Origin of the sequence: Paenibacillus sp. NAIST15-1 (assembly GCF_001894745.1) — a bacterium.
GTDB classification, from domain to species: Bacteria; Bacillota; Bacilli; order Paenibacillales; family Paenibacillaceae; genus Paenibacillus_B; species Paenibacillus_B suaedae.
Genome location: NZ_BBYF01000002.1, coordinates 773088 through 789598, shown reverse-complemented (window position 1 = coordinate 789598; position 16511 = coordinate 773088). Strand labels below are relative to the sequence as shown.

General features: G+C 45.2%; 16 protein-coding genes. 1 reads left to right on the top strand and 15 read right to left on the bottom strand.

Annotation, left to right across the window (positions count from 1 at the left end; genetic code table 11):
* From PBN151_RS07420 to PBN151_RS07385, 8 genes are all read right to left on the bottom strand, one after another.
* Positions 1-1482, bottom strand: coding sequence for a sugar ABC transporter ATP-binding protein (locus PBN151_RS07420; RefSeq protein WP_072728446.1), 1482 nt, complete (start codon positions 1480-1482; stop codon positions 1-3).
* A 144-nt stretch (positions 1483-1626) separates the two neighbouring features.
* A complete protein-coding gene (gene rbsD, locus PBN151_RS07415; protein WP_021253850.1) occupies positions 1627-2025 on the bottom strand; it encodes a D-ribose pyranase in 399 nt (132 codons plus the stop codon).
* A gap of 1 nt (position 2026) precedes the next feature.
* Positions 2027-2905, bottom strand: coding sequence for a ribokinase (rbsK, locus tag PBN151_RS07410; protein WP_072728445.1), 879 nt, complete (start codon positions 2903-2905; stop codon positions 2027-2029).
* Positions 2898-3887, bottom strand: coding sequence for a LacI family DNA-binding transcriptional regulator (locus PBN151_RS07405; protein WP_072728444.1), 990 nt, complete (start codon positions 3885-3887; stop codon positions 2898-2900). The genes rbsK and PBN151_RS07405 overlap by 8 nt, the downstream gene beginning before the upstream one ends.
* A gap of 343 nt (positions 3888-4230) precedes the next feature.
* On the bottom strand, positions 4231-4839 hold the full coding sequence (locus PBN151_RS07400) for a histidine phosphatase family protein (protein WP_227774472.1): 609 nt from the start codon (positions 4837-4839) through the stop codon (positions 4231-4233).
* 90 nt (positions 4840-4929) lie between these two features.
* On the bottom strand, positions 4930-6687 hold the full coding sequence (abc-f, locus tag PBN151_RS07395) for a ribosomal protection-like ABC-F family protein (RefSeq protein WP_072728443.1): 1758 nt from the start codon (positions 6685-6687) through the stop codon (positions 4930-4932).
* 506 nt (positions 6688-7193) lie between these two features.
* The gene (locus PBN151_RS31800; protein WP_072728442.1) at positions 7194-8639 is read right to left on the bottom strand and encodes an ion channel; all 1446 of its coding nucleotides are present in this window, start codon (positions 8637-8639) and stop codon (positions 7194-7196) included.
* A 203-nt stretch (positions 8640-8842) separates the two neighbouring features.
* On the bottom strand, positions 8843-10204 hold the full coding sequence (locus PBN151_RS07385) for an MATE family efflux transporter (protein WP_072728441.1): 1362 nt from the start codon (positions 10202-10204) through the stop codon (positions 8843-8845).
* A 146-nt stretch (positions 10205-10350) separates the two neighbouring features.
* Here PBN151_RS07385 and xerS point away from each other — a divergent pair, with 146 nt between their 5' ends.
* Positions 10351-11439, top strand: coding sequence for a tyrosine recombinase XerS (xerS, locus tag PBN151_RS07380; protein WP_072728440.1), 1089 nt, complete (start codon positions 10351-10353; stop codon positions 11437-11439).
* 133 nt (positions 11440-11572) lie between these two features.
* Here xerS and PBN151_RS07375 read toward each other — a convergent pair whose 3' ends face one another.
* The 7 genes from PBN151_RS07375 to PBN151_RS07345 all read right to left on the bottom strand — a co-directional run bounded on the left by PBN151_RS07375 (position 11573) and on the right by PBN151_RS07345 (position 16450).
* Positions 11573-12310 (bottom strand): DUF4247 domain-containing protein, encoded by a 738-nt coding sequence (locus PBN151_RS07375; RefSeq protein WP_021253857.1) that lies wholly within the window; start codon positions 12308-12310, stop codon positions 11573-11575.
* 9 nt (positions 12311-12319) lie between these two features.
* Entirely contained in the window at positions 12320-12826 is a 507-nt protein-coding gene (locus tag PBN151_RS07370) for a DUF4178 domain-containing protein (protein WP_072728439.1), read from the bottom strand.
* Positions 12827-12857: 31 nt separating this feature from the next.
* Positions 12858-13289, bottom strand: coding sequence for a DUF350 domain-containing protein (locus PBN151_RS07365; protein ID WP_021253859.1), 432 nt, complete (start codon positions 13287-13289; stop codon positions 12858-12860).
* 180 nt (positions 13290-13469) lie between these two features.
* Positions 13470-14147, bottom strand: coding sequence for a PspA/IM30 family protein (locus PBN151_RS07360; protein WP_021253860.1), 678 nt, complete (start codon positions 14145-14147; stop codon positions 13470-13472).
* 290 nt (positions 14148-14437) lie between these two features.
* Complete coding sequence (gene lpdD / locus PBN151_RS07355) at positions 14438-14785, bottom strand: prenylated flavin chaperone LpdD (RefSeq protein ID WP_072728438.1); 348 nt, start codon at positions 14783-14785, stop codon at positions 14438-14440.
* Between the two features lie 47 nt (positions 14786-14832).
* Positions 14833-15768 (bottom strand): dihydroorotate dehydrogenase, encoded by a 936-nt coding sequence (locus PBN151_RS07350; RefSeq protein ID WP_021253862.1) that lies wholly within the window; start codon positions 15766-15768, stop codon positions 14833-14835.
* Positions 15749-16450, bottom strand: a complete 702-nt coding sequence (locus PBN151_RS07345) for a dihydroorotate dehydrogenase electron transfer subunit (protein ID WP_021253863.1) — start codon at positions 16448-16450, stop codon at positions 15749-15751. The genes PBN151_RS07350 and PBN151_RS07345 overlap by 20 nt, the downstream gene beginning before the upstream one ends.
* Positions 16451-16511: the final 61 nt, after the last annotated feature.

Here is a 16511-nt window from a genome sequence, read left to right as displayed (position 1 = left end):
TTACTGTCCCCCTGTCGCCAGCGTCATTATTTTTTCCTGTGTCGCTTCTGCTTTTGTTAATTCTCCAGTGATTCGCCCTTCGTGAACAACAACGATGCGGTCGCTCATGCCGAGCACTTCAGGCAATTCGGAAGATACCATAATGATGGCAACGCCATGGCCTGTCAGTTCGTTCATTAACTGGTAGATTTCGCGCTTAGCGCCAACGTCTACGCCCCGTGTCGGTTCGTCGAGGATTAACAGCTTCGGACCGATGCCTATCCACTTGGCAATAACCACCTTCTGCTGATTACCGCCGGACAAATTTCCAGCTGCGGTTTCCGCTGAATGTGTTTTGATCTGCAGCCGCTTAATTAAGGCATCCACGAACACCTTCTCACTTTGCGTCGAGATGATTCCTTTCTTTGTAAAACCGCTGATACTTGGAAGAACCATGTTATCCCGAACGGAAAAGTCCAGTACCAAGCCTTCGTCTTTGCGGTCTTCCGTAATGAAACCGATTCCATGATTAACTGCGTCGACCGGCTTTCTGATCTCGACCTTCTTGCCGAACATACGGACCTCGCCTTGATCCAGCCGATCCAATCCGAACAGTGCTCTCATGATTTCGGTGCGTCCAGAACCCATCAGGCCGGAGAAACCAACGATTTCACCTTGATGAACGCTGAAGCTTACATCTTCAAACGATCCTTTGCGAGTTGCATGCTCTACCTCCAGGACAACCTCACCTGGTGAAGGGTTGCGAGCAGGGTAGCGTTCGGTCAGCTCCCTGCCGACCATTTTCTTTACAACTTCATCGAAATTGGTTTCTGGAATTGGCTTGGTGTCTACCGTCCGGCCGTCACGCATAACTGTGATCCGGTCGCAAATTTCGAAGATCTCCTCCATCCGGTGTGAAATGTAAACAATCGATACTCCTTCTTTTTTCAAGGACTGAATGACTTCAAATAGTTTCTGAATTTCTCTTTCCGTCAGCGCAGAGGTTGGTTCGTCCATGATTATGACCTTGGTGTCCGTCAACAGTGCCTTGGCGATTTCAATCATCTGCTGCTGTCCTACCGAGCATTGTCCTGCTTCTATATTCAACGGTATATCAACGGAGAGTCTTTTGAATTGCTCAATTGCAAGCGCCTTCATTTCCTTGGATTTTAGAAGTCCCCAAGTCGAGGACATCTCCTTCCCGATGAACAGGTTGTCCACCACGGTCATGTCAGGCCATATATTTAGCTCCTGATGGATAAAAGCGATACCTTGCCGCTCCGCTTCTTTCGGATTGGCAAAATACGTTTCCTTGCCGTCGATCAGGATGGTTCCTTTATCTCTTGCATGCAGGCCCGTCAGAATGTTCATTAGGGTGGACTTGCCCGCACCGTTTTCGCCCATGAGGGCGTGAACCTCGCCTTCGCGCAGGTCAAAATCAACGCCGGATAGTACCTGGTTGCTGCCGAAGGCTTTGTGGATTCCTTTCATTTGAATCTGCATAATGGCTCCTCCTTACAAGTTTTGCGGAGCATGGCTCCTTTGATTGTTCTTCGCAGCAAAACTACTTCGGAAGCTTACGCTTAGTTTTGCGAACGTTGCTTCTCTGGATGTTCTTTGCAGCAAAACTTACTTCGTAAGCACTTGCTAACCGAAATAGACACCTGCTTGTAAAATGATATTGGCGAACGGTTTAGCCTCGCCCGTGCGAATCACAGCTTTGGCCTTGCGAGTCAGTTCCTTGAATTCTTCATGAGGACAATCCTCGATTTCACAATCTCCGAATTTATGCTGGATGTAAGCATTTGCTTCATGATTTTGCGCTTTGATTTCTTTCGCAATCACCACTTTTTCGATTTCCATATCGGCTGCAATGGCATTGACCGTTTCCTCAAAGCTTGGTGTACCTAACGTTAGCGCCAAATCAATTTTCTTGACCCCTTCCGGGATGGGAAGACCGACGTCGGCGACGACGATTGTATCTGTATGGCCCAAATCGGCCAAAATTTTCGAAATATGACTGTTCAAGATGCCTTGTTTTTTCATGTTACATCTGCGCCTCCACTTCTTGACGATATGGCATGCCGCCCTGCGCACCAAACTTCGTTACAGACAAGGAAGCTGCACGGTTGGCAAAACGGACGCTATCGTAAATCGCTGTTCCTTCAGCCAGTGCGACCGCAAAAGCGGCGTTAAAGGTATCCCCTGCGCCTGTCGTATCCACCACGGGCACTTTGTAAGATGGTACGAGTACTTCATTAGAGCCGTCGAAATAACGTACTCCGTTGCTGCCTTCGGTAATAAACAGTTTGTTCGGATATTTGCGCAGCGCCTCGGAAACGGTTAGAGATGAAAACAGGATTTTCGCTTCATGCTCATTTGGTGTAATATAAGCGGCATTTTCGATTACCTCATCATCAAGTGGACGTGCTGGCGCTGGGTTGAGCAGCAGCGGAATCCCAAGGTTCTTGCAGATCCGGCTGACATGAGTAACGGTTTCCACCGGAATCTCCTGCTGGATCATCACCATATCCGCTCCTTCAAAAGCTTCCCTCGTATGGTCGATATATTCCGGGGTAACTTCATTATTGGCTGCTTTCACAACAACAATACTGTTATCACCTTCTGCCAAAATGATATGCGCTGTTCCACTTTCCATGTGTGGAACCGGTTCCACATTGTCGACACAAACGTTGTTTTGCTTAAAGTTGTTCAAAATTTGCGCTGCGAATGCATCGTCTCCTACGCGCCCGATCATGGTTACGTCGGCTCCGAGCCGCGCTGCGGCAACGGCCTGGTTCGCTCCTTTGCCTCCAGGAACGGTTTTGAAGCTTTCCCCGAGAACCGTTTCACCGGCCCCCGGGCGTTTGGATGATGTAACGACCAAATCAATTGATGAGCTTCCTACTACAATAATTTTAGCCATGTTGCCCCACCTTCCTCATTGTTTCCCGCTCTGTAAATGTCACGGGCATTTGTATGATTTTCTGATCTACATTTTCATTCTCTAATAATTGTATTAAAAGGTCTGCCGAGGCTCTGCCCATATCATAAGCGGGCTGCCTGATCGTCGTCAGTGCTGGTGTTAAGAGACTGCTGAGCGGAATATCGTCAAAGCCGATGATTTGCACGTCATCCGGTACATTCTTGCCAAGCCTAAGCGCTTCATGAAGCACCGCCGTAGCAACAATGTCGTTGCTGGCAATGATGCCATCCGTGTCCGGATAACGCTCGAACAATTCCTTCGCCCATTTTCCTGCTTCCGTGAACGAAAACGATGTAGTCCGGATTACGTTGTAATCCATCCCATGACTGTTCAACACATCAATTGCGCCCTGATAACGATCCTGTGCCGGCCGAATGGAAGCCGGCCCCTGCATGACCGTAATCCGCTGACTGCCGCGGGCAATCATTTCATGGGCAGCTATTTTTCCACCTTCATGTCCGTCCGCATATACCGATGGGCGATTGTCCACCGTACGGTCGAGAAATACTACTGGAATCTTCAGCTTCCGATAAATATCTGCATCCGGATGATTCGTGGATGCAATCACGCCAACCACATTATTTTGTACGAAGGTCTGGATATATTCTTTTTCTTTTTGTATATTTTCATCGCTATTGCCAAAAATGATTCGAAAATCATTCTCCTGCATCTTATCCTCCACCCCACGCGCCAACTCAGGAAAAAAAGGGTTGGTGATATCAGGGAGTAGGAAACCGATCAGTCTGGATTTTCGCTTGTATAAGGATCTAGCTACTTCATTCGGCGTATAGTGAAGTTCTTTGATTGCGCTTTCAATCTTCCTACGGGTATCATCATGCACATATCCAGTATCGTTGATTACCCGCGATACGGTTGCTGCGGATACGCCCGCATGTTTCGCTACGTCTCTAATCGTTGCCATCGTTGTTAGTCACCTCTAAACATGAAACCGGTTACACATATAAAATAACACAATCATTTACCTTTGACAAGGTTTATGGCTGTTCCATTATCTAGGTAGGATGGCTGGCAGCATCTTTTTAGTGGTCATGGCAGGCTGCGGTTCTGATCAAGTAGAATCTGAGGAGTGTTTGTAGTTGAAAATCTACGACACAAACATTAGTCCTTGACCTTGGATTTCCACCCATTTAGTAAAGATGTTTTGAACCAATGTTTGTGTCGTTCTACAATCATCCTGTAATGCTGTAAAACGGAGGGCGGATCGCCTTCCTCCGAAATGAAGGAACTTTTGCTTGTTCGGAATCCTATCTCATGAAATCTTGAAGACTGATTTTTTGGACAATCTCATACCCATTCCCCGGCCCTTTGGGCTTAATCACAACAGTCCCCATATAAGGGATCTCACCGACAGCAACACCGGCAGGAAAAGCGTGACCGATAATTACTTTGTTCGTTCCAGACAGGGGTACTACCTCGAACATTTTCTCTACCTGCGTCACAATGCTTTGTTTCTCTGCAGCTGAAATTGTGCTATCGCTAAGCTTAGCGATAGCCGCCAAAGAAGGATCGACAGCCACATTGCCTGAACCAAAGGCAAGTTCTGCCGATTCTCGGGTTCGGCAATATGGACTCGCAACAACGGGATATTGAACAGGAATATTGAGTTTGCGCATAGACTCCCCAAGCATTTTAGCCTGCTCTCTTCCGGTATCACTCAGATTGCGCTGCGTCGAGCAATCATGAAAATCCACGGTCGGTCGATCCTGCCCAACCGTAGCTTCGCCATGCCTCATATACAAAATATATCCGCCTTTTTGTAAGGCGTGCACCACAGAGTCTAATTCATTTTCAGGCATATTCAATCGCACAATACTTCCGCTTTGGAAACCCGACATGAACATCAGAATAGCCATATATATTGGCAGGAGTACATGCTTTTTCATTCTCATATTGTTGGACACCCTCTCATGCACGTATGTACTCCTATGATTCGTTACATTCAGCTATTTATGCCTAGATTGATCCAAATGCTTCTTTCTGTGGAGCCACAACTGGTATTCCTCATCTAGTACCGTATACTTCTTATCTCCTGGTTTACACAGTGATAGCTCGGCTAAAATGTGGGATAACTTATGTTCTACCATTAACCGATCATACACCTCATCTGAGGAGGCCATCTGATCCGAACCTTGTCCATCATCGCCAACTTGCACTGCCTGACTTAATGAGCGTTGTGACAGTGTCACTTTGCCGTCATGAAAAACCAGCCATTTTTGACATACTCGTTCAAGAAAATACCGATCATGGGAAGCGATCAGCATCGTTCCAGAATACGAGGTTAACGTTTCCTCCAGTTGCGTCCTGCTCTGTAAATCCAAATGGTTCGTTGGTTCGTCCAAAACAAGAACGTCTGAACGATTGACGATCAAGTTCGCGATTTTGAGACGCATCCGTTCTCCTAGGCTCAGCTGCTTCATCGGCTTCATCAACATTTCTGCTTCAATCCCCATCTGAGCGAGTACCGTGCGTACTTCGGCAAGACTATCAGAGTCGTACCCGTACCATTCCAATGCGCATTGCTCCGCATCCAGATCGTCCAGCTCCTGAGATAAGTAGGCGGGCTTGATGCTTGGACTTAGCCAGATCTCTCCACGATCAGGTTGAAGCTGCCCTATTAACATCCGGATAAGTGTTGATTTCCCGCACCCATTTGGCCCTAGAAGTCCGATTCTATCTCCACGCTGAACGGTAAATGAACTATCCTGGAACAGCAGCTTATTCCCTGCAGATTTATGAATCCGATTGGCTTCCAACATTCGTCTCCCCCGTTTGTCGGGATGATCAAATTCAAAATAAATCTGCTGCTCCTTTCGCGGCTTCTGAATTCCTTCACATTCGATTCGACGAAGCCTTTTTATCCTCGATTTCACCTGTCGATCCATTTTCTTGGCCTTGGTACGATAGAACTCCTTGATCCCAGTACGCATCTCTACCATCTTGCCAACTTTGCCTGCTTCTCGATGCGCCTTGGAAGACCACTGTTCCAAGCGGTGGATTTCAACTTCTATTTTTGCCTTATACTTTTGCTCCGTCTCATATTGATGCAGCTGATTCTGATATCTTCGAGCTTTTTCATCCCGATACGCGCTGTAGTTCCCCATGTATTCATGAGCAACCCCATCCTCTAGCTCAATAGTGCGCTGAACCGTCCGATCAAGAAAATATCGATCATGCGAGATGACAAGCATCGAACCATCGTATGAATTCAGTTCTCGAATCAACCATTCCACACCATCCAAGTCAAGATGGTTCGTAGGCTCATCTAAAAGTAATAAATGAGGGCGAGTTGACCAGATATGAGCTAGCGCCAACTTTGTGCGCTCCCCTCCGCTCAGATGACGAGCTCTCTCCATTTCCCACGACTGCACCTGTCTTACGCCCATCATGCTTGTTGCAGTCATGAATGAGGAAGCCCCATCCTTCTCCAGCATGCACTCCGACATCTCACTGAACATTTGAACTGAATACGAAGTCGATTGCTTTAAATATCCAATATCAATCGAATCTCCGAAACAAGTGATCACACCTGTGTCCGGCTTTACTGTTCCATATAGTAACTGGGCGAGTGTCGTTTTGCCTGCACCATTGCATCCGACCAGTCCAATGCGATCCCCCTTGGCAATATCGAGCTGAACATTTCGTAGCACCTGTAAATCTCCAAAGGCTTTCGCTAAATTTCTGCAGCTTAACAACAACGTCATACGTTTACCTCCTTTATCCGCGCAACTAAGCGCAACAAAAAAACTCACCGGCCTCTGCCGATGAGTCACGATTAGATTGTGCGATAAAGAAACCCTAACGTAAACAAATAGCATACCCTCCATAAGCATTCTGTAGCTTACGCATAGGTACAAGTCGCGGCAAAACAAAACAGGAGCAAGCTAATTCAGCCTGCACTGCTTCCTCTGTCCGAACTATTACGATAAGGAGTATCTGTAAATAGGCACACGTGTTTTCTAACCATTCCACCATTGTGGCAGAGCACAGGATCGTTGTTATCCAATTCCATAACGAGTCCAATTAGTTAGTCCACATGTCCTTAAATAGATACCTCCTCTTACATATTCGTTTCTAGCCTATCACATTAAACTAAAAAAGTATACAAATATTGAACATTACTTCATAAATCTATTGCTTATTGAGTGGATATAATAGATGTGTTAGTTTCCATCTCTTTTGAAATAACTAACATCAAAATTACACACAGTTATTTGCCTAATTTGTACAATAACCATAGATTTTCAATCAAATAAAAGATGTATAATCCAATGACGATATATTTGTTGAATAGTCGCTTGGGTTGATGTTTGCTTTTTCGGCTCGGAAATGAATGGATCGTATCTTCACTCGCAAGTGTTTCTACTTTTGATCCAAATGAAGCGATTTTAGATAAAAGCAAACTAAACAAAATAACTTGAGACAGATAGCCGATAATCATTTGAATCACACTTATAATTTTCAGGAAACCCTTCGGTGAAAAATCTCCGTAACCAACTGTAAAAAAAGTAGTCGCACTAAAATAAATCGCATTCAGAAAACTAAGATTATATTTCACTCGTTCTATGGATTTGAAATCCACCTCACCATGTTCAGTACGTTTATATTCATTTTCCGGTATCGAGATATAATTACCCGTAGGCTCTTCAGTACGTATGCCTGATTCATAATTGAAATTGGGGAGTGCATAAGAGATTTCAGTTTGCGTTCTTATATTATTTGAATATCCCTGATATAGAATTCCGAACCCTGCAATAACAAGCATAATATAGAGAACGATTTCTGCGGTGACGAACAGCAAGCTTTTTGCTTTTTTTGAATATATAAAATAGACAAATTCTCCTATGCCAATCAATGCAAAGATGACAATAATCATCGGTGGTACCCAGAAAAACAATTGCCTCTCGTTATAACTATATATGCCTATTGTAGCTACCGCAGTCGTGATAAACCCCGCATAAACAGCAATGGTTCCTAATAGAGACCTATTTTTTGTATATAAAACAAAGATGAACATACTCACTACAAAATTCAGTATTACTAATGTAAGAGCAACATATACGAAGTTATTTTCACTCCACCCACCCGCATCTTTGATAAATACAGTAATATTCCATAATCCCGTTTTAGCATTTCTAGCTTCTTCTTGTTGAATCAATAAGTCAGGAAGCTCCTGATTGTCATTCGAAACAGTAACATAGCCTGACGTTACTGCAATTTGATTTAAGCTGTGCTTCTTGTCATGATCAAGGTAAACAATATAAGATTGACTTGTCCGAACTTCCTTAAGATACACACTTCTTCCAATCAATAATTCCTTATAAAATTGGAGCGCTCTATGTACCAAATGTTCGACCGATTCGCCTTTGAAATACGCCTTCGAAAATCCTGCGATGACCCCTGTCTCTGTCGGAAACAGAATCTCTTCTTTAAAAGATGTTACGTACTTTTGATAGTATTTACTATTTACGCCATACAACTTAATTTTTTTACCCTGATCCACTTCAATGGTCTCAAGGTCGATTACCGCATTTACTCGGGCTCTGATAAGTTCGCTTTCTTTCCCTATCGCATAGCTTCTCGATATTGGAGTGAATGAACTAATTAGTATGAAGAGTACGATGGTTACAGCCCATACTGCTCTAACTACTTTCATTCTCTTATCCCCCTATTTACTGGATTCATAAGGTACATGGATTATTCCCTTCAGTAAGTTTACATAATAAATATTGTTTAACGTATTGAACAGACGTATAAAGAACTACCCCTTAGATCAATGGATTACAAATAAAAACGGTATAAAAAACAAGAGAGCTGATGCCCTCTTGTTTTCATTGCTGCACTATTAAATCAATTTAATCAGTTTCTTTGTAAACCCTTCAGTACTCTCCGCTCTACAATTGCAAGCCGTGTGAACAGCGCAACAGCGCCTGCTGCTAGACCGCTAATCAGTCCGATCCAATAGCCATACGCTTGCAGATCCGTCCAGTTCGCCAGTACATAGCCTAACGGTAGACCAATAATCCAATACGAGGCGAAGGCGATCATGAACACGGCATTGACATCTTTATAGCCGCGAAGCGTTCCTTGCACCGGTGCCGCAACTGCATCAGACAGCTGGAAGAATATCGCGTACATTAGAAACGTCGATGTAATCTCGCGCACACCCGCTTCCTTCGTGTACATGCCTGCCACTTCATTATGGAACAAGAACAGAAATACCGCACAGAGCGAGGATAAGCCCACCGCTGTAAATATACCAAGTCTCGCATAGGTCTTCGCATCCTTGAATCGCTTAGCGCCTACCTCGAATCCAACGAGAATCGTTAATGACATCGCGATGCTCATCGGAAGCATGTATAATAATGAAGCAAAATTGAGAGCCGATTGATGTGCTGCAATTGTTGCCGTGTCATATTCACTCATGAATATGGTTACCATGGAGAAAATACTTACTTCAAAGAAAATCGATAATCCGATCGGCATCCCGATGCGAAGAATCTCTTTCCAATGGGTAAGCGATATCCCCTTCCAAGAACGAAACATGCCCATTTCCCGCATGCGATCGTTACGACGCAAAAATGCAAATGCGATGCATGTAATAATGAAATACGTAATTGCCGTTGCTATTCCAGCCCCTGCCCCACCGAACTGAGGAAGTCCCATTTTTCCGAAAATAAACAAGTAATTCAACAGCACGTTAATTGGGAAGGACAGCAGGGTAATGATCATCGTAACCCGAGTTAAGCCAAGTCCATCAATGCTAGCGCGCATTACGGTATAAAGGAAGGATGGAATGACTCCGAATCCGATTGCAGTCAAATATTCTCTTGCCACCCGGTGAACATCCGCATCCAGCTTCATAAAGGTTAGAATCGGATCAACCGCAAATATACCGATCCCAATGACAGCAGCTCCGAAGATAACCGCTAAATATGCTGCCTGGGTCACACTTGGAGCAATTAACTGCTTGCGTTCTGCTCCCATATGCTGCGCCACAATTGGCGTCACCGCAAGAAATATCCCGCTTATCCCTGTATATACAGGCACCCAAATACTCGTAGCGATCGCTACACCTGCCAAGTCAGAAGTTCGGTAGTTGCCTGACATGACCGTATCAAAGAATGTCATCAGCTGCATTGCCACTTGCGTTACGAAAATAGGCAATAAAATATGTAGCATTTGAATCAATTTTTGCTTTAATGAGTAAGTCTGTTTCATGTCTTCTTATCTCCTTGTATGCACAACTTTAACCATTGTAGCATCTCTCCCCATTGGTTTGAACAACTATTTGACCATTGGCTTCTTTACGCGGGATCACTCGTTCATTACAATAGAAGGAGTATGGAAGGAGGTCTCTGCCCAATATGACGATTCAGAAGACGAGAGACCGTGCTGTGCTTCAGCACAAGCTGCCGTCCCTGCCCTGGTACGTGCAACAATTTATTGAATATAAAATGCCCGATTTATCTCCATCCTCCTTGTTGGAATATGTGCGGGACTACGAAATATTTCTGGGCTGGCTCGTGTCCGAGCGATTAACCGATGCGCATGATCAGAAGGATGTTACCTTATTAGATTTGGAATCGCTTCGCATGGAGCATATCACTTCGTTTCGCATTTATTTGACGACATACAAAGAAACAACCAATGCTCGTGTGACCGTGTCCCGCAAGCTGTCATCGCTACGCTCCTTATTCCACTATTTGAGCCAAATTGCGGAGGATGAGAACTTCTACCCGTTATTGAAGCGCAATGTAATGGCCAAGATCGAAATCAAACGCGTGCATAAACCAAAAGACAGCGCCTCTAAGCTGAAGGGTAAGCTGCTTGAAGATAATGAGATTAACGGGTTCATTCATTATGTGCGGGATGGTTATGGCCAAGATGTAGCCAATAACAAACAAGCTGCATATGCGCATGCGCAGAATGCAGTTCGGGACGCTGCCATTGTCAGCCTAATCCTGAATTCAGGGTTGCGGGTTAGCGAAGTTGTGAATCTCAACATGGATGATGTCGATATGAACAACAAGCTCGTCTATGTATACCGCAAGGGTCATAATGATGAGACGTTCAAGACTCCAGTTTATTACCGTGACAGCGCAAGACAGGACTTGGCCGAATACTTGGAGGCTAGATCAACTCGGTATGCAGCGCCTAAAAAGGAAAAAGCCTTCTTCCTCGCGATCAAGAATGGCGAGAAGGAAGGAAACCGCATGACGAAGCGTGCTATTCAGCAGATGATTATTAAATATGCAAAGAGATACGGCAAGCCTGCTCTAACTGTACATAAGCTTCGGCACTCATTCGCCACAGATTATTATTTGCAAAATGACATCTACAAAACAAAGGAACAGCTAGGCCACGCTTCGACAGAGACAACGGAGATTTATGCACACCTGACAGATAAGACGATGTCTGAAGCTATTGAGCGGCGGCAGGACGAGGAAGAGTAATCTCTTCTAATTTCCCCCTGGAAGAATATCAGGAGGATTGGATGGAAAATCCATTGTGTACCAACTGTAATGAAATAGTATCAAATAAGAACCGCTCTTCTATCCTAGAAGAGCGGTTCTTATTTGCCTTCTGCTATCGCTTTCGGCGGAATATACTTCCCGAACCGGAACGAGTCTTCGGCGGTTTCGATTTTTTTACTTTCGGTGGATTATAACTTCCCCCGCTCCCCCCTCGTGATATGGAGCCGCGATTGCTATTATCCTTCGGCTGCCTTGAGAAGAACCCGCCCCCCGTATTCTTCGACGTATCTGTCGAGGAGCCTCTGCGGAAGATGGATCCCTTGCGATCCACTGTCATTGGAGGAGCCTTCTTCTTATCCTCCACCGTAGGCTTTTGGTATGATTTCGTCGGCTCGTATGTACGACGCTCATTATAACCCCGGTACTTCCCATACCCGCTTAATGAATCGAACAGTGTATCGAGAAGCTTGTATTGCAGGTACATCTCCAAGAAGCTTCGATCATAATTCTGCCTTACGTATTCCTGTGAAGCCACTTCAATAATCGAATCTTCTGGTTTGTCCTTGTCGCGCTGCACCTGAATGAGCTCATTATCATAGACGAGAAACATTCGCTCATCGCTCTGTTCAGAAGTCTGCTTCGGCTTGCGTTTATCCGCAATCTCCTTGGCCACTTCAGGCACGGTCGTATTCTCAGCGCGATAAATATAGGAAGTGCTCTTACCATCACGACTAACAGACTCCAGCGGATACGTTTCCGCTACATCATACTGTCCACAAGCCGTTAGCAACGGAATCAGTAAGCTGAAAATGACAAGCCATTTGATTGAATCCAATCCGAATTTTCGCATAGGCGCCTCTTAAGAACCGCGCAGAATACGTACGTCGGCGGATATGACGGAATCTCCTTCATACAACTGGAATCGTCCATCCTGCCATTCAATGCGAAGCAGCTTACGATCATCGGCTTGATAATGCCACACGTACTGCTCCCCAGATACGCCAAATGGCGTTTGTCCTGTACACACGACTCTGCCGTTATATTGGTCTTCCATGTAATACCACTTACCATCCAGTTCAATTTCTGTAGGAACTTCCTCTACATCATCCAGACGTCCGTCAATAGAATCGTACAGACTATAATAGGCCTGCTCTCTTTGCTCCACGAATAAATATTTAATGTGTGATCCGTCTCTCAGTGTCAGCCATGCAGAATTGCGTGTACGCCAATCTGTACGGCCAATAACTTCATAACTGACGAGTGAGATTTCACAAATATCCCCAGGGCCAAGCGTAGAGGGCGTTTTCTCTGGTTGAGGTGCTTCCGGCTTCGCCATAATATTTTTAATGCGTTTCCATAAGCTCATTAGTTCTGCCTCCTTCCTGTTGAATCCCTTGTTATATGCAGGCTGCAATAATTAACGCGCCAACCACATGCAGCGAACCAGCCACGAGTGCATACGACATATTGCCTTGCTTCGTCCCCTCTTCCAGGTTCATGTTGAATACAGTACGGAACAACAAGCGGATTAGCAATTCTAGAATAAGCAATATGACAAATGAGAAGAGAGACATCAACAATGCCTCGCCTAAGCTGTAAGCAACACGAATAGAACTAGATAAAATATAGCCTTGCGAGAACAGCTTCATAATAAAGCGAGTCGTTACCGCTACATTGCCTTGTCTCATTTCATGGACATCCTTATAACCTGTAAACAAGGAGTCTACAATCATGAGAATGAATAAGAGCACCGCTCCTATCGCTGTCCACACCGCAATACGCGGCACATTCTCCAGCAGGACTGACCAGTTTTCCAATCCGAAACTCAATTCGAATCCTCCCCCATTGCCCTTTGGACGAAAGCCTGCTTACACAGCAGTTTGTCCAGAATCGGCAATCTCGTGTAAAAGTGTGTTCTCTTCATTTTATTTCATTAACGAGCCCATATACCTGTACAAGAATAAAGAAAGACGCTTGTAACACAGATAACAAGCGTCTTCTGTATCCGATTATTCGGCAGATTTGTCGTACTTCTTCATCAGGGCTGCCAATTCATCCTCGACACCTTTATCCTTCGTCAAGCTCGCGAACTCATCATCGAGCGACTTGCCTCCCGCTCCACGGATTTCGTTGCTTGCTTCTGCTTGAGCTTCCATTTGAAGCATTTTGTCTTCCATACGCTTCAAGCCTGACATCGCAGTATCGGAGCTGAATCCCGCCATTGCTTTGTTGATTTCCGTTTGCGCCTTCGCAGCGTTGAAACGAGCGACCAACGTTTCGCGTTTGTTCTTCATATCTGTGTACTGCTTGCGCATTTCTTCCAGCTTCGCGCGAAGAGCGTCTGCTGAAGCTTTGTTCTGATCATAGCTCGCTTTGTACTCGTTCATTTTCGCTTCTGCTGCCTTCTTCTCTTCCAGAGCGCGGCGTGCCAATTCAATATTGTCAGCCTGTACTGCAATTGCTGCTTGCTCAGCACGCTTGTTCACAAGTGCTTCTTGCTCTTCATAGGACTGCTTGAAGCGCTTCTCGATCGCGATCTGCTGGGCTACTGCACGTTCTGCTTCTTCCAAATCCTCTTGCATGTCACGTAAGTATTGATCTGTCATCTTAATTGGATCTTCCGCCTTCTCGATCAAGGCATAAATATTAGACATCGTTAAATCACGCAAACGTTTAAATACGGACATTGTATTGTTTCCTCCTTTGTGTGCATAACCATTGAAACAAAATACCCATCAGCTCAATATTATGTTTCATTACACATTCATACGAATCAGTTCCGAAGTTGTTTCAAAAAAACAAAAAAATCATATCTCTATTGTATACGGAAATGTGGAAAATTGTATACTCCTCTCGCTGCTTAAAGAAATCTTCATTCCATTCATACTTTCTTTACATAATGACTCGTAGGTAGCCATAAAAAAAGAAGAAGATCAGGATTGCCCAATCTTCTTCTCCGTATTCTAACCATTGTGATTTAATCAAGGGTGGACATCATAATCAAAAATTGTGACCACGCATGATCAACAACTGCATCAATATGTGCCGAACTTAGATTATCATAATGTATCCCTGCACATACGGTAACCGTAGCCTGAAGCTGACTCGCCGCTTGCTTAGCCATTGGCTCTGTCAGTACATATTCTTTATGCCCAGGAACTCCATTCGTCTGCACAACCCATTCGTGCTCATCCGTACTCGGATCCCTATATGCGGTAGATACCGCCCCAATATGCTCGTCTCCCCCGGCAATGATGAACAGGTAGTCTCGCCCAATTTTGCGATATTGAATGGTTATGTCTGCACCCGGTCGTTGCTCCTGCATGTATTCAGAGCCCCCCCCTTTAATGAAATACATTTGTCCAGAAGGCCTTACTTAATAATGCCGCGAATCTCATCCAGACTTTGAATGTTCTCCATTTCCATGAAGCTTAGAAGACCAGCAAGCAACTCTTCGCCAGCACGCAAGTTCATGAAGTTGTATGTGCCTACTTGAACCACCTCAGCCCCGGCCATAATAAATTCAATAATATCCGAAGCGGAGGCGATGCCGCCCATGCCCATGACGGGGATGGATACATGCTGGGACACCTGATGAACCATGCGCAGCGCAATTGGCTTAATAGCTGGCCCAGACAAGCCCGCGTACGTATTGGAAAAAACACTGCGCCGCTGATAAATATCAATCTTCATTCCCGAGAACGTATTTACTAAAGAGACACAATCCGCTCCCTCGTCTTCACACATTACGGCCATTTCTACAATATTCTCAGCATTCGGCGATAGTTTCACAGCAAGCGGCAGTGAAGTGACTTGCCGTACTTCGCGAATGACCTCACGAGCAACGTCTGTTTTCACACCAAAGGCAATACCGCCTTCCTTCACATTCGGGCATGAAATGTTCAACTCAATCATATCTACAGCCCGAACACGTGCTTTGCGCCGCTCTTCTGCATCCTTCGTTATCTTCAAGGCCCCGAGGACGTATTCTTCTATATTACTGCCGCCAAGATTGGCAATTTTCACGGGCTCAATCGTTTCCCAGAATTCCATTTCCTCTTCCAAAAATGCATCGATACCAGGATTCTCAAGCCCAACACTATTCATCATGCCGCCTGGTGTCTCCCACACCCGGGTTCCGTTATTCCCTAGACGTGGATGTAGGGTGAGTCCTTTGCAGGAGATGCCCCCCAGCTTGTTAATATCATATAACTTGGCATATTCTTGCCCAAAGCCAAACGTTCCCGATGCCATCACGATCGGATTGTTGAACGGAATGCCGGCTACATTACAAGCTAAGTTCCGCATGCCATTCCACCTCCTCCGCCAAAAATACAGGTCCATCCGCACATACTTTGCGGTTGCCGTTTTTATTCTTTACTGAGCATACATAACAAGCCCCGATTCCGCAGGCCATACGTTTTTCAAAAGATACATACACCTTCGTATCCAAGCCTTCTGCTTGCAAGGCAACTGCCTTCATCATTCCCAATGGACCACACACCAGCACATTATCGTATTTACTTAAGTCCACGTCATCTAGGAGGTTGCCGTTTACACGGACAACCAACTCATTCGCGTAAGGTTCGTATGCTTCCGTTAAATAGGACTGCCCTCGAAAGCCAAGATAGATATCCGGTTTATCCAACTGCTTCGCCGTATATAATAAGGGTGCAATGCCAATACCGCCTCCGATAAGTGCAGTTCGTCCCTCCACTTGCGGGAAGCCATTGCCGAATGGCCCTTCTAGCTGGATACGGTCTCCATCACGCAGCTGTGCAATTAAACGCGTACCCTCTCCTGCAATCTTGTACAGGAACTGGATGCTATCCTTCTCCAAATTGCAGATGCTAATTGGACGAGACAGAATAGGTGCCGTATTCCAGGCTCGCAGCATAAAGAATTGACCCATGCTTGCTTGAAATTGACCCTCCACCGTCATGAGGTAAATGCCTTCAGAGATGCGTTCGTTGGAAAGAATCGTATACACAAGTATGCTCCTTTTTTCACGAGTAAGGACAGTCTGCATCCTTCTCACGTTTATTGAGATG